At 59.7% G+C, this 17859-nt stretch carries 15 protein-coding genes; 11 read left to right on the top strand and 4 right to left on the bottom strand.

The window, feature by feature from the left end:
• Window positions 1-16: 16 nt before the first annotated feature.
• From modE to gpmA, 6 genes are all read left to right on the top strand, one after another.
• On the top strand, window positions 17-796 hold the full coding sequence (gene modE / locus J2Y91_RS14905; protein ID WP_253538623.1) for a molybdenum-dependent transcriptional regulator: 780 nt from the start codon (window positions 17-19) through the stop codon (window positions 794-796).
• A 74-nt stretch (window positions 797-870) separates the two neighbouring features.
• The gene (gene modF, locus J2Y91_RS14900) at window positions 871-2340 is read left to right on the top strand and encodes a molybdate ABC transporter ATP-binding protein ModF (RefSeq protein WP_133624149.1); all 1470 of its coding nucleotides are present in this window, start codon (window positions 871-873) and stop codon (window positions 2338-2340) included.
• Window positions 2341-2726: 386 nt separating this feature from the next.
• Window positions 2727-3773, top strand: coding sequence for a galactose-1-phosphate uridylyltransferase (gene galT / locus J2Y91_RS14895; RefSeq protein ID WP_133624150.1), 1047 nt, complete (start codon window positions 2727-2729; stop codon window positions 3771-3773).
• A 2-nt stretch (window positions 3774-3775) separates the two neighbouring features.
• Window positions 3776-4924 (top strand): galactokinase, encoded by a 1149-nt coding sequence (gene galK / locus J2Y91_RS14890; RefSeq protein ID WP_133624151.1) that lies wholly within the window; start codon window positions 3776-3778, stop codon window positions 4922-4924.
• Entirely contained in the window at window positions 4918-5958 is a 1041-nt protein-coding gene (galM, locus tag J2Y91_RS14885) for a galactose-1-epimerase (RefSeq protein ID WP_133624152.1), read from the top strand. Before galK ends, galM begins: the two co-directional genes overlap by 7 nt.
• A 157-nt stretch (window positions 5959-6115) precedes the next feature.
• Window positions 6116-6868, top strand: a complete 753-nt coding sequence (gene gpmA / locus J2Y91_RS14880; RefSeq protein ID WP_048916699.1) for a 2,3-diphosphoglycerate-dependent phosphoglycerate mutase — start codon at window positions 6116-6118, stop codon at window positions 6866-6868.
• Window positions 6869-6930: 62 nt separating this feature from the next.
• On the opposite strand, the gene aroG is transcribed toward gpmA, so the two are convergent.
• Window positions 6931-7983 carry a 3-deoxy-7-phosphoheptulonate synthase AroG gene (gene aroG, locus J2Y91_RS14875; RefSeq protein WP_133624153.1) on the bottom strand — a complete coding sequence of 351 codons (1053 nt, stop codon included), beginning with the start codon at window positions 7981-7983 and terminating at the stop codon, window positions 6931-6933.
• Window positions 7984-8251: 268 nt separating this feature from the next.
• Here aroG and J2Y91_RS14870 point away from each other — a divergent pair, with 268 nt between their 5' ends.
• From J2Y91_RS14870 to zitB, 4 genes are all read left to right on the top strand, one after another.
• Window positions 8252-8575 (top strand): protein YbgS, encoded by a 324-nt coding sequence (locus J2Y91_RS14870; protein WP_062818343.1) that lies wholly within the window; start codon window positions 8252-8254, stop codon window positions 8573-8575.
• 289 nt (window positions 8576-8864) lie between these two features.
• Window positions 8865-9452, top strand: a complete 588-nt coding sequence (locus J2Y91_RS14865; RefSeq protein WP_133624154.1) for a response regulator transcription factor — start codon at window positions 8865-8867, stop codon at window positions 9450-9452.
• Window positions 9434-12562 (top strand): hybrid sensor histidine kinase/response regulator, encoded by a 3129-nt coding sequence (locus J2Y91_RS14860; protein ID WP_253538619.1) that lies wholly within the window; start codon window positions 9434-9436, stop codon window positions 12560-12562. The genes J2Y91_RS14865 and J2Y91_RS14860 overlap by 19 nt, the downstream gene beginning before the upstream one ends.
• Window positions 12543-13475, top strand: coding sequence for a CDF family zinc transporter ZitB (gene zitB, locus J2Y91_RS14855; RefSeq protein ID WP_048916705.1), 933 nt, complete (start codon window positions 12543-12545; stop codon window positions 13473-13475). Before J2Y91_RS14860 ends, zitB begins: the two co-directional genes overlap by 20 nt.
• A gap of 40 nt (window positions 13476-13515) precedes the next feature.
• Here zitB and pnuC read toward each other — a convergent pair whose 3' ends face one another.
• The 3 genes from pnuC to J2Y91_RS14840 form a co-directional block, all read right to left on the bottom strand.
• Complete coding sequence (gene pnuC, locus J2Y91_RS14850; RefSeq protein ID WP_048916706.1) at window positions 13516-14217, bottom strand: nicotinamide riboside transporter PnuC; 702 nt, start codon at window positions 14215-14217, stop codon at window positions 13516-13518.
• A gap of 26 nt (window positions 14218-14243) precedes the next feature.
• Window positions 14244-15305, bottom strand: a complete 1062-nt coding sequence (nadA, locus tag J2Y91_RS14845; RefSeq protein ID WP_133624156.1) for a quinolinate synthase NadA — start codon at window positions 15303-15305, stop codon at window positions 14244-14246.
• A gap of 156 nt (window positions 15306-15461) precedes the next feature.
• The gene (locus J2Y91_RS14840; RefSeq protein ID WP_133624157.1) at window positions 15462-15968 is read right to left on the bottom strand and encodes a methylated-DNA--[protein]-cysteine S-methyltransferase; all 507 of its coding nucleotides are present in this window, start codon (window positions 15966-15968) and stop codon (window positions 15462-15464) included.
• A 169-nt stretch (window positions 15969-16137) separates the two neighbouring features.
• Between J2Y91_RS14840 and J2Y91_RS14835 the strand changes: the two genes are divergently transcribed.
• The gene (locus tag J2Y91_RS14835) at window positions 16138-17595 is read left to right on the top strand and encodes an AlkA N-terminal domain-containing protein (RefSeq protein ID WP_133624158.1); all 1458 of its coding nucleotides are present in this window, start codon (window positions 16138-16140) and stop codon (window positions 17593-17595) included.
• The last annotated feature ends 264 nt before the right edge of the window (window positions 17596-17859 follow it).

The raw sequence follows: 17859 nt of genomic DNA, 5'->3' as shown, positions 1-17859 counted from the left end.
ATCACCCGGAGGATCTATGCAGGCTGAAATTGCCCTGATACTGAAACGACAGCAGCGGCTGTTCGCCGACCCGCGCCGTATTGAACTGCTGCGCCAGGTGAAAGAGAGCGGATCGATCAGTCAGGGCGCGAAGCTGGCGGGCATCAGCTACAAAAGCGCCTGGGATGCCATCAATGAGATGAACCAGCTGGCAGAGCGCACGCTGGTCGAGCGCGCCACCGGCGGGAAAGGCGGCGGCGGCGCGCAGGTGACCGCCTGGGGAGAGCGCCTGCTGGATTTGTACGCCCTGCTTGAGCAGATCCAGCAGAGAGCATTTGATGTATTGCAGGAGGATCCCGCGCCCGGCAGTCTGTTAGCCGCGATTGCGCGCTTTTCCCTGCAGACCAGCGCGCGCAACCAGTTCTTTGGCACCATCATCAGCCGCGACAATCAGCCGGTGCAGCAGCACGTCAGCGTGCAGCTGGCCGATGGCGTCACCCGGGTGCAGGTCGCGCTGACCGCTCAGAGCGCCGAGCGCCTGAGGCTTACGAGCGGTAAAGAGGTGCTGGTGCTGATTAAGGCGCCGTGGGTTGAGGTGTCCCGCCAGCGCGTCGAGGCGGACAACCAGCTCTCCGGCACCGTGCGCGAGATTGAACAGGGTGAGACGCACAGCGAAGTCCTCATCGCGCTGAGCGGCGGTGAAACCCTGTGCGCCACCGTGGACAATCAGCATATTGCCCAGCAAAAACTGCAGCCGGGCGCGGCGGTGACAGCATATTTTAATGCCGATCGCGCCATCATCGCGACGCTGCTCTGAATCCCGGGTGCAGGTTTGACAATCAGCAGCAGGAAGCCCCTAATGTTTTTGTAATGCATAAAATGGAATGAACAATGTCAACATTGCAAATTACGCAGGGCATCTTTCGCCTGAGCGATACCCGAACCCTGAACCTGAATGATTTAACCCTTAACGCCGGTGAAAGCTGGGCGTTTGTCGGCGCTAACGGCAGCGGTAAATCGTCGCTGGCGCGCGCGCTCTCCGGCGAACTGGCGCCGTCCAAAGGCAGCGTCAGCAGCCACTACCAGCGCCCGGTGCGCCTGTCGCTGGAGCAGCTGCAAAAGCTGGTCTCCGATGAGTGGCAGCGCAATAACACCGACCTGCTCAGCCCCGGCGAAGACGATACCGGCCGCACCGCCGCTGAGATTATTCAGGAAGAGGTCAAAGACCCCGCTCGCTGCCAGCAGCTGGCGACGCAGTTTGGCATTGCGCACCTGCTGACGCGCCGCTTTAAATATCTCTCAACCGGTGAGACGCGCAAAACGCTGCTGTGCCAGGCGCTGATGGCGCAGCCGGACCTGCTGATCCTCGATGAGCCGTTTGACGGCCTTGACGTCGATTCGCGCGCCAACCTGGCAAGCGTGCTGGGTGAGCTGCAGCAGCCCGGGTTTACCCTGGTGCTGGTGCTGAACCGCTTTGATGACATCCCCGATTTTATCGCGCACGTCGGCGTGCTGGCGGAGTGTACCCTGACCCACGTCGGCGCGCGTGATGCTATCCTCGCGCAAGCCCTGGTGGCACAGCTGGCGCACAGCGAGCAGCTGGCCGGCATGACGCTGCCGGAAGCTGACGATGCCGCCGCCATCCCAGCGCTGGCGGCCGGGGCACCGCTGATTGTGCTGCGCGACGGCGTGGTCTGCTATAACGATCGCCCGATCCTCAACCAGCTGAGCTGGCAGGTGGATCGCGGCCAGCACTGGCAGATTGTCGGCCCGAACGGCGCAGGGAAATCGACCCTGCTGAGCCTGGTTACCGGCGATCATCCGCAGGGTTACAGCAACGATTTAACCCTGTTTGGCCGCCGTCGCGGCAGCGGTGAAACCATCTGGGATATCAAGCAGCATATCGGCTACGTCAGCAGCAGTCTGCATCTTGATTACCGCGTCAGCAGCAGCGTGCGCAACGTGGTGATCTCCGGCTATTTTGACTCAATTGGCATTTATCAGGCGGTGTCGGACCGTCAGCAGGCGCTGGCCCGCGAGTGGCTGGCGCTGCTGGGAATGCACGGCGCGCTGGCCGACTCTCCGTTCCACGATCTGTCGTGGGGCCAGCAGCGGCTGGTGCTGATTGCGCGCGCGCTGGTGAAACATCCGGCGCTGCTGATCCTCGATGAGCCACTGCAGGGGCTGGACCCGATCAACCGCCTGCTGGTACGCCGCTTTATCGATGTGCTGATTGGCGAAGGCCGCACCCAGCTGCTGTTTGTCTCCCACCATGCCGAAGATGCGCCGCAGTGTATTACCCATCGTCTGAGCTTTGTGGCCGACGGCGACGGCTATCGTTATACGCAAGAGGCATTGTAGGTTTAACGGGGCAAGCGGAAAAAAGGTCGCCATTGCCTTCGTCGATATTCATCCGCACGGGGCGACCGGAAAAAATGGTCGTCATTACCTTCGTCGATAATCATCCACACGGGGCGACCGGAAAAAATGGTCGCCCCCTACAGGGTTCCGCGTAGGGGCTGACCTTCTGTTTCGGTCAGCCCATAATCATGATGTAACCGCTACCATTATTTCCCCCGCCTTGCCTGGTTATCCCTCATCCCTGCACTACTTTTATTGATACTTCGGATTTTTCAGCTTGTGTAAACGATTCCATTTATACAGACTTGATCACGCTTTCCGCAGCGACTCTGTGCTATTTTCCTTCACAGCAAAAAATGCATAAAAAAGGTTACCAGGAACTCAACATGCAGACATTTAATCCGGTCGATCACCCGCATCGCCGTTATAACCCACTGTCCGATCAGTGGATTCTGGTTTCACCCCACCGGGCCAAACGCCCCTGGCAGGGTGCGCAGGAAACCCCGTCGCAGGATAAACTGCCGGCGCACGATCCTGACTGCTTCCTCTGCCCCGGCAATACGCGCGTCACCGGGGATAAAAACCCCGACTACAGCAGCACCTACGTGTTTACCAATGACTTTGCCGCGCTGATGACCGATACCCCGGACGCGCCGGAAAGCGAAGATATGCTGATGCGCTGCGAGAGCGCGCGCGGCACCAGCCGGGTGATCTGCTTCTCCCCCGACCACAGCAAAACCCTGCCCGAGCTGACGGTTGCCGGGCTGGTTGAGGTGGTGAAAACCTGGCAGGAACAGAGCGCCGACCTCGGTCAGCACTATCCGTGGGTGCAGGTGTTTGAGAACAAAGGGGCGGCGATGGGCTGCTCCAACCCGCATCCGCACGGCCAGGTGTGGGCGAACAGCTTCCTGCCTAACGAAGCGAAGCGTGAAGACGATCTGCAGCGCGCGTATTTCAGCAAAAACGGTGCGCCGATGCTGGTGGACTACGCCGCACGCGAGCTAAAAGACGGCAGCCGCACGGTGGTCGAAACCGAACACTGGCTGGCCGTGGTGCCGTGGTGGGCAGCGTGGCCGTTTGAAACGCTGCTGCTGCCAAAGGCGCATATTAAACGCATCACCGATTTGAGTGAGGCGCAGCGCGACGATCTGGCGCTGGCGCTGAAAAAACTCACCAGCCGCTATGACAATCTGTTCCAGTGCTCTTTCCCTTATTCCATGGGCTGGCACGGCGCGCCGTTTAACAATGACGCCAACGACCACTGGCAGCTGCACGCGCACTTCTATCCCCCGCTGCTGCGCTCGGCCACGGTGCGTAAATTTATGGTCGGCTATGAAATGCTGGCTGAAACCCAACGTGATTTAACGGCGGAGCAGGCGGCAGAACGTCTGCGCGCCGTCAGCGATATTCATTTCCGTGAGACGGGAGCATAACCATGAGTTTACAGACCTCTACCCAGCAGATTTTCAGCAGCGCGTTTGGCTATGCTCCAGGCCACATTATTCAGGCACCGGGCCGCGTCAACCTGATCGGCGAACACACCGATTACAACGACGGTTTCGTGCTGCCGTGCGCCATTGATTACCAGACGGTGATCGCCTGCGCGAAACGCAGCGATCGTCAGGTGCGGGTTATCGCCGCCGATTACGAAAATCAGCAGGATATCTTCTCGCTGGACGAGGCGATCGAAAGCCACCCCGACCAGATGTGGTCAAACTACGTGCGCGGCGTGGTGAAGCACCTGCTGACCCGCTGCCCGGATTTTGCCGGTGTGGATATGGTGATTAGTGGCAACGTGCCGCAGGGCGCGGGCTTAAGCTCATCTGCCTCGCTGGAAGTGGCGGTCGGCACGGTGTTCAAACAGCTTTATCAGCTGCCGCTGGACGGCGCGGCTATCGCGGTCAACGGCCAGGAAGCGGAGAACCAGTTCGTCGGCTGTAACTGCGGAATTATGGATCAGCTGATCTCCGCACTGGGCAAGCAGGATCACGCCATGCTGCTCGACTGCCGCACGCTGGGCACGCGCCCGGTGCCGATGCCGTCCGATATTGCCGTGGTGATTATCAACTCCAACTTCCGCCGCAGCCTGGTGGGCAGCGAGTACAACACCCGCCGCCAGCAGTGTGAAGCAGGAGCGCAGTTCTTTGGTAAAAGCTCGCTGCGCGACGTCTCGCTGAGCGAATTTGAGGCGCGCGAGCACGAGCTTGACCCGCTGGTGGCGAAACGCGTGCGCCACGTGCTGACCGAAAATGCCCGCACGCTGGAAGCCGCCGACGTGCTGGCGAAAGGTGACCTGGCGCGCATGGCGGTACTGATGGCGGAATCCCACGCATCGATGCGTGACGACTTCGAGATTACCGTGCCGCCGGTCGACCAGCTGGTGGACATTGTCAAACAGACCCTCGGCGAACGCGGCGGCGTACGAATGACCGGGGGTGGTTTTGGCGGCTGCATCGTGGCGCTAATGCCGCTGGACCTGGTCGATGAGGTGAAAGCCGCCGTCGAAGCGCAGTATGAAGCGCAGTCCGGCATCAAAGAGACCTTCTACGTCTGCAAAGCGTCTGAAGGAGCGGGTGAATGCTAAACCTCAACCGCAACTCGCACGCCCCCGACGGCGCGGCGTGGCGCATCACCACCCTGCGCAACCGCAACGGGATGGTGGCAACATTTATGGACTGGGGCGCGACCTGGCTCTCCGCCCGCGTACCGATGGGTGACGGCAGCGTGCGCGAAGCGCTGCTCGGCTGCGCCACACCGTCCGACTATCTGCAGCAGTCGGCCTATCTCGGCGCCACGGTGGGCCGTTACGCTAACCGCATCGCCCATGCGCAGATCGCGCACGACGGCGTGACCTTCCCGCTGGCCGCCAATCAGGGCGAGCATCAGCTGCACGGCGGCCCGGGTGGCTTCCACAATCGCCGCTGGCAGATTGTCAGTCAAAGCGACAGCGAGGTGGAGTATCGCCTTGATTCGCCGGATGGCGATCAGGGCTTTCCGGGCAATTTGCTGGTCTCCCTGCGCTATCAGCTGAGCGACGACAACACCCTGGCGATTCACTACCACGCCACGGTGGATAAAGCCTGCCCGGTCAATCTGACCAACCACGCCTACTTCAACCTGGATGCGCAGCACGGCGATGCCCGCCAGCACCAGCTGTTGCTCAATGCCGATCGCTATCTGCCGGTGGACAGCGCGGGCATTCCCAATGCGCCGCTGAAGGACGTGGCGGGGAGCAGCTTTGATTTCCGCCAGCGGAAGAGCGTGCAGCAGGATTTCCTGCAGGATGACGACCAGCGTGCGGTAAAAGGCTACGACCACGCCTTCCTGTTAAATACCCAGGATGGCGAAAGTCCGGCTGCTCAGCTGTGGTCCGCCGATGGCAAACTGCGCCTCACGGTGTTTACCACCGCCCCGGCGCTGCAGTTCTACAGCGGGAATTATCTGGAAGGCACCCCGGCACGCGAACAGGGCGTCTATACTGCTTTCCAGGGGATTGCGCTGGAGAGCGAGTTTCTCCCCGACTCGCCGCATCATCCTGAGTATCCGCAGCCCGACTGCTGGCTGCAGCCAGGTGAATCGTATCAGTCAGTGACGCGTTACCAACTGACGGCGGTTTGATAAAGCGCATGAAAATCGCGCATCGCGAGCGTTACGGGCTTACGCGCTGCGCAGAATTCAGCTATGGTAATGCACATTAAAATTGCCGTGCGGTTCTTTCCGGCAGTTTACCGGTCACCATTATCATAGAAACGTAAAGTTATTAAGGAGTTAAGCTATGGCTGTAACTAAGCTGGTTCTGGTACGTCACGGCGAAAGCCAGTGGAACAACGAAAACCGTTTCACCGGTTGGTACGACGTTGACCTGTCAGACAAAGGCCGCACCGAGGCGAAAGCCGCTGGTCAGCTGTTGAAGAAAGAGGGTTTCACCTTCGATTTCGCTTACACCTCCGTGCTGAAACGTGCCATCCACACCCTGTGGAACATTCTGGATGAAGTTGACCAGGTGTGGCTGCCGGTCGAGAAATCCTGGCGCCTGAACGAGCGTCACTACGGTGCGCTGCAGGGTCTGGATAAAGCAGAAACCGCACAGAAATACGGTGACGATCAGGTTAAGCAGTGGCGTCGTGGCTTTGCCGTGACCCCACCAGAGCTGGACCGCGCCGATGAGCGTTTCCCTGGCCACGACCCGCGCTACGCGTCACTGACCGCTGAGCAGCTGCCAACCACCGAAAGCCTGGCGCTGACCATCGATCGCGTTCTGCCATACTGGAACGAATCTATCCTGCCACGTATGAAAAGCGGCGAGAAAGTGATCATCGCGGCCCACGGTAACTCCCTGCGTGCGCTGGTGAAATACCTGGACAACATGAGCGAAGAAGAGATCCTCGAGCTGAACATCCCAACCGGCGTGCCGCTGGTGTATGAGTTCGACGAAAACTTCAAACCAATCAAACACTACTACCTGGGCGATGCCGACGAGATTGCTGCGAAAGCCGCAGCCGTCGCGAACCAGGGTAAAGCAAAATAATTGCTGCTGATTTGATTGAAAAAAACCCGCCAGATGGCGGGTTTTTTATTGCCTGCAAGCCGTTACGCGCGGCGGGCTTTCACCGCGCTGGCCAGCTGGCGCAGCACGGTTTCAGTGTCCTGCCAGCCGATGCAGCCGTCGGTGACGCTTTTGCCGTACACCAGCGGTTCACCGCTCTCCAGGTTCTGATTGCCCTCGACCAGATGGCTCTCAATCATTACGCCGATAATTGCCTGCTCGCCGCCCGCAATCTGCTGCGCCACGTCAGTGGCAACATCCAGCTGCTTCTTAAACTGCTTGCTGCTGTTTGCATGGCTGAAGTCGATCATCACCTGGGCAGGCAGGCCGGCTTTTTCCAGACCGGCTTTCACCGCGCTGACGTGGTGAGCGCTGTAGTTTGGCTCTTTGCCGCCGCGCAGGATGATATGGCAGTCTTCGTTACCGCTGGTTTCCACAATCGCCGAGTGGCCATATTTGGTCACGGAGAGGAAACAGTGTGGCGCACTGGCCGCGCCGATGGCGTCGATAGCCACTTTGATGGTGCCGTCGGTGCCGTTCTTGAAACCTACCGGGCAGGAGAGGCCGGATGACAGCTCGCGGTGGACCTGCGATTCCGTGGTACGCGCGCCGATGGCGCCCCAGCTCATCAGATCGCCGACGTACTGTGGCGTGATCATATCGAGGAACTCACCCGCCGCCGGCAGGCCGCTGTCGTTGATCTCCACCAGCAGCTGGCGCGCAATACGCAGGCCGTCATTAATCTGGAAGCTGCCGTCCATATGGGGATCGTTGATCAGCCCTTTCCAACCCACGGTCGTACGGGGTTTTTCAAAATAGACGCGCATCACCACTTCCAGCGAGTCTTTCAGCTCGTCACGCAGCGCCAGCAGGCGGCCAGCGTACTCTTTAGCTGCCTTAGTATCATGGATAGAGCAGGGGCCGATCACCACCAGCAGGCGATCGTCATGGGAAGTCAGAATGTTATGGATTGCCTGGCGGGCCGAGGATACTGTTGCAGCAGCCTTGTCCGTGGCGGGGAATTTTTCAAATAACGCAACCGGAGGTAAAAGTTCTTTTATCTCTTTGATTCTTAAATCATCGTTTTGATAATTCATAATATTTCCAGGTTATTTCATTGCCATACTGCACACCAGGCGCATCTCCTCCAATTTATCGTGACTCCCGGTGACTGTAAATCGCCTTTCGCGGATTCGTTGCTGACGTGATTTGCTTTTTCTGGGAGCCCTACTACACTTTTAATCATTACCTCTTGAAATAAATCTATTTGCACAACTTATGATTGGCGAACGCCGCAATCACACTATTTTGTTTCAAACACCGTTAGATCTTGATGATGTCGTATTCAAAAATTAAAGGAGCATAATAATGAATAAGTTCTCTATGGTACTACTGACAGCCGCAATGACTCTGGGCAGCACCGCTGCAATGGCCGACGGTTCAGCAAATGCAGCGGCCGATGCCGGCGCAGTGGCTGGCAGCGCAAAAGAAAATATTGCGCCTAACAAAGTTGATAACGACAAAATCAACACTGGCCATGAAACTCAGCATAAAACCATGAAGCACCATAAGAAAATGAGTGCTGATGAGATCAACAAAAACACTCAGTGCAAAGATGGTAAATGTCCGGACATTAACAAAAAAGTCGGCGCTGATGCGAATACCAAAACTGACGGTACTTCGCAGTAACGTTTGCTGAATTCTGGCTGGCCGATTCTGGCTCGCCAAAAAAAGCATTTGGCTGACCGGAAAAGCTGGCTGACCGGAAAAGAGGGTCAGCCACTACATGACCGAGGCAGAACGTTAGCCATACGTCGAGACAGAATGTCAGCCGGTAGATCGAGGCAGAATGTCAGCCGTAGATCGAGGCAGAATGTCAGCCGGTGCATGACCCAGGAGAGCTTCGGCTCTCCTTTTCTCGTTTTTTTCCCGCCCACCTTCGGCTATCCTGAACCCCCTGCCTGATTTGGAACTGTTCATGACCACCCTATTGCTGATTGACGATCATCCGCTGGTCCAGGTGGCGCTGGAAGCGGCCCTGGTACACGCGCCCTTCCCGCTTAAGCTGCTGGCGGCGGATAATCAGCGCGATGCCCTGGCGCTGCTCGGCGATCGCGCTATTGGGCTGGTGATCCTCGATATTGGCTTACCGGACAGCGACGGCTTACAGCTGCTTAAGCTGATTAAGCGCCATTACCCGCCGCTGCCGGTGGTGATCTACTCAGCACAGGAGGAGCAGGTCTATCCGCGTCTGGCGGAAGCCGCCGGGGCATCTGGCTATGTTGCCAAGCGTCAGCCGCTCAGCCAGCTGCTCTCCGCCATCCTTGCCGTGCTCGGCGGCCAGCGCGTCTTCCCTGCCCAGCATGGCGACACGCTTAACGCGGTGCTGACGGCCAAAGAGCAGCAGATCCTCGCGCTGCTGGCGCGCGGCCTGTCTAATCTGCAGATCGCCGGGCAGCTGCATATCAGCAATAAAACCGTCAGCACCCATAAAAAGAACATCATGGAAAAAACCGGAGCGGGTTCGGTCGTCGAACTGGCTCAGCTGTGGCAGTCACAGCAGTGAGAACGCTACTGCTGATGCTGCTGCTGTTCACCAGCAGCGCGCTGGCGACGCTGCGCCCGGTGAGCAGCATCGCCCTGCCGCAGGAGATGATGCCGATGCCGGTCGAATGGGGAAAAACCCTGCGCGTCGGCGTATTACAGGACAACAGCTCGCCGTGGAATATTGTCGTTGGCAGCGACCTGTACGGTATCAATGCCGACTATCTGGTGGCGCTGCAGCAGACCAGCGGCCTGCACGTCAGCGTGCAGGGGTTCAGCACGCAGCAGGCGATGATGGCGGCACTGCAGAGCGGAAAGCTGGACGTGCTGTTTGGCGTTCCGCAGCAGACGCTGCCTGCGGGCCTCAGCGCGACGCAACCGTGGTTCTCCAGCCCGCTGCGTATTTACCGTAATCGCAATAACCTGCGGCCGGTGATGTTCAACTCTGGCGATGCCCGCCTCAGCGTCAGCCGCGACACCCTGGCGCGCGTTGACCCCGAGTTTGCGCGCAAGCATCACTGGCAGGTGCTGCCCAGTGATTTACAGGCCCTCTCCACCCTGCTGAATCAGCACAGCGACTATGTGGTGGCGGATGAGACCAGCGCCGGATTCCTGCTGAGCCAGCTGCAGCAGGGCGAAGTTTATCAGCTCGCCTCTTCTCTTGACCCAGGGGTGCTGCAGCTGGAGGCGGTCACAGCGGATGCCGCACTGACGCAGCAGCTTGATAACGCTATTCGTCAGCTGCCGATGGAGGTGGTGAACGGCATTCAGGGGCGCTGGAGCAGTGCGCTGCCGCGCTATCAGGACAGCAATACCGCCCACCTGACGTCGATGGAGCGCAGCTGGATAGCGCAGCATCCGGTGGTGATTTATGCCGCCGTCAGCGACGACTATCCGTGGAGCTACCGCAATGCCAGCGGGCAGCCCGCCGGTTACAGTGTTGACCTGCTGAACAGCATCGGCCAGATTACCGGGTTGCGCTTTCAGCCATACTGGGTCAGCAATGCACAGCAGGCGGGCGCGCTGGTGCAGCAGGGGCGGGCGCTGATCCAACTCAATCTGCCGCTGACCGGTGATGATGCCATGCTGAATAATACCCAGCCGGTGTGGCGTGCGCTGTGGGGTGTCTATGTTCAGGCGGCGGCGCAGAACGTCACCGGCTGGCCGGATCTGCGCGGTAAACGCATCGGCGTGCTGCGCGGGGATATCGCCGGGCGCCTGTTGCCCGCAGGTAGCACAACCCAGACATTTGAGGATGCCAGCAGCCTGTACGATGCGCTGGCCAGCGGTCAGATCGACGCGCTGGTCGACAATGTGCTCTCAGCGCGCTGGCGCATCCAGGGGCGTTTTGCCAATACTCTGCAGCTGGCGTTTGCCGCCAGCGACACCGCATGGCCGGTGACCATCGGCATCGCCCCCGATCGGCCGCTGCTGCGCGCACTGCTGAATAACAGCCTGCAGCAGATCCCAGCGGAAAGCTGGCAGCGGCTGCGCGAAACCTGGAGCAGCACGCCGGACAGCTTTAGCGATAGCAACAGCGGCGAGATGCGGCCGATCTCCCTCTTCGTACTGGTCGCCGCGCTGTTTGCCATCGTCTTCCTGCTGATCCTGCTGCTGAGACGCTATCTGGAGCAGCGGCGTGAGCGGCAGCAGCGCCTGCTGCTGGAGCAGGAGCGCGAAGTGGCCCAGCGGGAAAACCGCATGAAAAGTCAGTTCCTCGCCACCGTCAGCCACGAGCTGCGCACGCCGATGCAGGCGGTGCTGGGCCTGCTGGAGCTGGAGCTGATGCAGCAGCCTGAGAGCCATAACCTGGCGTTGATCCACAGCAGCGCCGCCAGCCTGATGACGCTGCTGGGCGATCTGCAGGATCACGCCCGGGTTGAGAGCAACAGCTTCAGCCTGGCCCCCCGTCCGCTGGAGCCGGAAAAATGGCTGCAGCGGCTGGCGGTGTTCTACCACCCGCTGATGCGCGAACAGGGACCGCGGCTGAGCGTCAGCGCCCTGAATCCCCTGCCCGCCTGGGTGCTGATTGACGGCGAACGCCTGCAGCAGATTGCCAACAACCTGATTGCCAATGCGATCAAATTTACCCGCGAGGGTGAGATCCGGCTGACGCTGGAAGCGCTGAGCACGCCGCCACAGCTGCATTTTCAGGTCAGCGATAGCGGCAGTGGCATCCCGCTGGATGAGCAGCAGCGTCTGTTTGAACCCTGGTATCAGACCCCTTCCGGTCGCCAGCTCTCAGTGCAGGGCAGCGGGCTGGGCTTGTCGATCTGCCGCGAAATTGTCAGCCGCATGGGCGGCACTATCACGCTGCAATCCACCCCCGGCCAGGGAACCTGCGTCAGCGTGCTGCTACCGTGGCAGCTTATCCCCTCGCCACTGCCTGCCGCAGATGCCGAACCGCAGCAGTGCAATACCGAGGCGGTCAGCCATCTGCGCGTGGCGATTGTCGACGACCATCCGACCAATCTGCTGGTGATGCAGCAACAGCTGGCGCACTGCGGTATCCAGGCGGAAACCTTCGCTGATGGCCGGGCGCTGCTGAAAGACGGGCGCCAGTGGGACCTGCTGTTTGTTGACTACAGCATGCCGCACCCGGACGGCGTGCAGCTGGCGAAAATAGTGCGCCGTGGCGAACGCCATCAGCCGCATCATACCCGGGTGGTGCTGTGCTCTGCCGATGCGCAGATCCTCAACCGGCCACAGGCGCGACAGGTTGCTGACCGCCTGCTGGTGAAGCCAGTTTCGTTAGCGGATCTTGCCGCTCTGCTGCAGGCGGAGGCGCCCGCGCCGTTTGCCGACCTGCCGCAGCGTTTAAATCAGCTGGCGCATCACGATGAGCATTATTTTCAACGCCTGTGCCAGACGCTGGCCGAGACGCTGAAGCGCGACTGCGCCGCGCTCAGGCAGGCAATAGCGGCAGAAGAGTGGCAGCAGGTTGAGAAAGCGGCGCACAGAATGAAAGGCAGCTGGCTGCTGCTGAACTACAGTGAAGGGGAAACCCTGTGCCAGCAAATCATTGAGGCTGCCCGCCTGCACCAGAACCCTAAGCCTGCAATGAATTTATTGATATCATTAAGCGAAAGCCTGTTAACTCAATTGGGATCCTATGGCTCACACCCACACTGAAAAGAACGGTAACCGTTCACGTCTGCTGGCAGCCTTTGTTGTCACGGCCCTGTTTATGCTGGCCGAGGTGGCGGGCGGTCTGCTCTCCGGCTCGCTGGCGCTGCTGGCCGATGCCGGGCATATGCTGACCGACGCCGCCGCGCTGCTGGTGGCCCTGCTGGCCACGCATTTTGCGCAGCGCAAGCCCAGCCAGCGCCACTCCTTTGGCCTGCTGCGCCTGACCACGCTGGCAGCTTTTGTCAATGCTATCGCGCTGCTGGTGATTACCGTGCTGATTGTCTGGGAGGCGCTGAGACGTTTCTGGCAGCCGGAGCCGGTGGCGGGTGGCATGATGCTGATTGTGGCTATCGGCGGGCTGCTGGCAAACCTGCTGGCGTTCTGGCTGCTGCATCACGGCAGCGGCGAGAAGAACCTTAACGTGCGCGCGGCGGCGCTGCACGTGCTCGGTGACCTGCTCGGCTCGGTCGGGGCGATTGCCGCCGCGCTGATTATTATGTTTACCGGCTGGACGCCGATCGACCCCATTCTGTCGATTGTGGTGTCCCTGCTGGTGCTGCGCAGCGGCTGGATGCTGATCAAGGAGAGCGGTCACGAACTGCTGGAGGGGGCGCCGCAGGATATTGATGTGGCTAAGCTACAGCGTGCGCTGGCGCGCAGCATCCCGGAGGTGCGTAACGTGCATCATGTGCATTTGTGGCAGGTGGGCGAGAAGCCGGTGATCACGCTGCATGTACAGGTGATCCCGCCTTACGATCATGACGCGCTGCTGCAGCGCATTCACGAGTATCTGCACCAGCATTATCAGATTGAGCACGCCACGGTGCAGATGGAGTATCAGCGTTGCGATGGCGATGATTGTGATGTGGGGTGGATTCAGGGCGGCGGCGAGCACCAGCATCACCACCATCATTAACCGTGAGGGTCGACCCTTTTTTCGGTCGACCCGTGGCCAATTATCCTCTCTGGCGGGCGCTTTTCATCCACAGCCACGAGCCATTCAGCGCGATCAGCGTCAGCAGCACATACTCCAGCGCCATGGCGTACACTCCCTGACGGGCGAATATCATCACGCTGATCAGGTTGATCACCACCCACAGTAGCCAGTTTTCAACGTACTTGCGCGTCATCAGGATCATCGCCGCAATCGACAGCACCATCATGCACGAATCCCAGAACGGGAAAGCATCCGGCTGCAGCTGCGGCATCACCACGTTGAAGCCCATACCCTGCATAATGTTTACCGCGGCACGCGTCAGCAGCGCAAATACCGGATCGATATACAGCGTCATCAGTGCAATGGCGATAACAATCACCGCTGTCCAGGCCAGCAGCTGCGCACGCGGCAGCCAGCGAATTTTCAGCGCCTGCTGATTATCACTGGTCTGGCGGCTCCAGGCATACCAGCCGTAGATATTGGCGACGAAAAAGAACAGCTGCAGCAGCAGGCTGGCGTACAGCTGGATCTGGAAGAAGATGACCGCGAACAGCGTCACGTTGATCAGGCCGAAAGCGTAGTTGACGATCTTCTCCAGGCTCGCCAGCCAGATGCACAGCAGCCCGGCAAGGGTACCGATGGCTTCAATCCAGGACAGATCGTAGCCACCGGCCCCAAGAGGGATATGAACCAGAATATTCGACGTGCTGAAAAAATCCATATTGCCATCCTGTCCAGAGCGTAACGTCAGGCGTTACCCTTCACATTGAGTTTAAGATTTGCAGCAAAGGTTAGCATACGATTCAACGGGATCAACGCACCTTCTCGCAGTGCATCGTCAACAAAGATCTCATGATCGCTGCCGCCCTGCTCCAGACCGTCAGCAATGGCTTGCAGCCCGTTCATTGCCATCCACGGACAGTGCGCGCAGCTGCGGCAGGTGGCGCCCTCGCCGGCCGTTGGTGCCTCGAGCAGCTCTTTGTCCGGGCAGGCCTGCTGCATTTTATAGAAGATGCCGCGATCGGTGGCGACGATCATCTGCTTGTGCGGCAGGGTTTGCGCTGCCTGAATCAGCTGGCTGGTCGAACCGACCGCATCGGCAAGATTAACGATAGCCTGCGGCGACTCAGGATGCACCAGCACGGCGGCATCGGGATACAGCGCTTTCATCCGCTGCAGCGCCTGAGTTTTGAATTCGTCATGGACGATGCAGGCGGCCTGCCAGCAGATCACGTCCGCGCCGCTTTTGCGCGTCACATATTGACCAAGATGGCGGTCCGGGGCCCAGATGATTTTCTCGCCCAGGCTATCAAGATGCTCGATCAGCTCAACGGCAATGCTGGAGGTGACGACCCAGTCGGCGCGCGCCTTGACCGCTGCGGAGGTATTGGCGTACACCACAACGGTACGGTCGGGGTGGGCGTCGCAGAATTTGCTGAACTCTTCAATCGGGCAGCCGAGGTCGAGCGAGCACTCCGCCTGCAGCGTCGGCATTAAAATGGTTTTTTCCGGGCTGAGGATTTTGGCGGTTTCGCCCATAAAGCGCACCCCGGCGACCAGCAGCGTGGAAGCCGGATGCTGGCTGCCAAAGCGCGCCATCTCCAGTGAATCAGAGACGCAGCCGCCGGTCTCTTCGGCCAGCGCCTGGATTTCCGGGTCGGTATAGTAATGCGCCACCATCACCGCATCCCGCTCTTTCAGCAGGCGCTTAATTTTTTCGCGGTAAAACTGTTTCTCATCAACGGATAAACGGGCCGGTTTGGGCGGGAAAGGATATACGGCGGATTCGGGATCGAACATCAGGCTCATAAGGCGACTCTCGTTTCTTCAACTTAACCGAATTAGCGTAGATGGCCGGTCCGGCGCCAACTCTACGGTTGGTTTGTTTTATATGCTAAACACGATAGCTGAAAAATGAACCGATGTCGCCGACTATTTACTTTTCACCGCAGGATGTGACGCCGATCATAATAGCGCTTCCTGCGACCACAGCTGGCCACCTTCCAGACGCAGCAGGAACGCTTTGGTCTCCAGCCCGCCGGCGAACCCGGTTAGCTTGCCGTTGGCGCCGATAACCCGATGGCATGGAGCAATAATCGAGAGGGGGTTACGACCATTGGCGGCCCCGACGGCCCTGACGGCAGCCGGGCTGCCCACCTGGCGCGCGATTTCACCATAGCTGCGCGTTTCACCAAACGGAATGTTGACCAGCGCCGCCCAGACTTTGCGCTGGAATTCAGTGCCGATAAAGTCGAGCGTTACATTGAACTGCTGACGCTGCCCGGAGAAATACTCGCGCAGCTGCTTTTCAGCTTCCAGCAGGATCGCGTTTGTCGGGTCTTCGTCCTGCGGCAGGAAGCGCACGCGCTTGGGATCGTCGTTTTCCCACAGGATCGCCGCCAGCCCGCGCTCGGTTGCGACCAGCTTCAGCTCACCGACCGGTGACTGCATCATCTTGTACCAGAATGCCATTTTGCCTCTCCTTAACTGATACCGTCTCTGCCCTGATTATGCGCGTTCTGACATGCAGCACTGGCCGTTTTCGGTCACCGGGTTAAAATCGTTATATGACCGAATATGGCGAGTGCAACGCATCCCGGTGCGCTAACCTGGAGAGATTCCCGTTCCACAGGACAATATCATGATTGACCCAGACTCTGCCTATCGTGCCCTCACTTCCCGCGATGCTCGCTTCGACGGCGTATTTTACGTCGGGGTGACTTCGACGGGTATCTATTGTCGCCCGATTTGTCCGGTGAAACCGCCCTACGCGGAAAACTGCCTGTTCTTCGACAGCGCCGAGGCAGCGGAGAAAGCATCGTTTCGCCCCTGCCTGCGCTGCCGCCCGGAGCTGGCCCCCGGCAACGCCCCGGTGGATAACAGCCAGCGCATCGCGGGGCGGCTGATGCAGCGCATTGACGAGGGGCTGATTGAGCAGGTGGAGAGTCTGGAAGAGATCGCCGCGCAGTTTCACCTAAGCCTGCGCCAGCTGCGGCGTATCGTGCAGAAGGAGCTGGGCGTATCGCCGCAGGAGCTGCGCCAGACGCGCCGCCTGCTGCTGGCTAAGCAGTTGCTGAGTGAAACGCGGCTGCCGGTCACGCAGATCGCCTTTGCCAGCGGATTTGCCAGCCTGCGCCGTTTTAACGCTGCCTTCAGCACTCAGTACCGGATGCCACCCACCCGCCTGCGCAAGGCCAGCGAGTGCGAAGAGCGCGAGCTGAACGGCAGTGATACCTCTACGCTACAGCTGAGCTATCGCCCCCCCTACGACTGGCAGGCCATGCTCGGCTTTCTGCGGCTGCGTGCACTGCTGGGCGTGGAATATGTTGATGAGCAGAGTTATGCGCGTACCGTGCGTCTGGGAGCGCATCAGGGGTGGATCAGGGTCACTCAGGCGGCAGCGAAGAGTGTGCTGCTGGTGGAGTTCACCCATTCGCTGACGCCGGTGCTGCCCGCTCTGCTCCGTCGCCTGCGTAATCTGTTCGATCTCAGCGCCCGTCCGGACCTGATTGCTGAACATCTGGCGCTCGACCCGCTGTTAAAGCCCGCGCTGAATGCCAGCCCTGGCCTGCGCGTGCCCGGGGCTTTTGACGGCTTCGAAATGGCGGTGCGCGCCATCCTTGGTCAGCAGATCACCGTAAAGGCCGCAGCGACGCTCGGGGGACGTTTCGCCACGGCGTTCGGCGATCGCTTGACCACGCCGTTTGCGCAGTTAACCCACCTCTCCCCCCTGCCTGCTCGCGTTGCTCAATGTTCAGTAGATGAGATTGCCGGCCTGGGCATTGTCAGCGCCCGCACCCGCTGCATTCTGGCGCTGGCGGCAAGCTGTGCGGATGGAACGCTGCAGCTAGACGCTGCCAGTCAGCCGGAGCAAACCGTGGCGCAGCTGTTAGCCCTGCCGGGGATTGGCGAATGGACAGCGCAGTATCTGGCAATGCGTGCGCTACGCTGGCCGGATGCCTTCCCCGCCGGGGATATCGTGGTACGTAACAATCTGGGGGGTATCAGCGCGAAGCAGGCAGAGGTTCGTTCACAGGCGTGGCGGCCATGGCGCAGTTATGCGGTGATGCATATCTGGAAGAGCGGCAAGTTGGGGTAATATGAAATATGCGCAGGGACCGATCTTCTTTTTCGATCGGCCCTCAACCCGGGACGACCAGAAAAGCGGTCGTCCCCTACGAAACACCGGCCCCCAAACCCGGGACCACCAGAAAAGCGGTCGTCCCCTACGAAACCCGGCGCGATATGCGACTTACCAGCCTGTAGTGGCTGACCCTCTTTTTGGGTCAGCCAAAAAACCCGGGACGACCAGAAAAGCGGTCGTCCCCTACGAAACCCGGCGCGATATGCGACTTACCGGCTC

Source organism: Erwinia aphidicola (genome assembly GCF_024169515.1).
In the GTDB taxonomy this organism is placed as follows: domain Bacteria; phylum Pseudomonadota; class Gammaproteobacteria; order Enterobacterales; family Enterobacteriaceae; genus Erwinia; species Erwinia aphidicola.
Note: the sequence above shows the minus strand (reverse complement) of the source record. Positions and strands in the feature narration are given on the sequence as shown.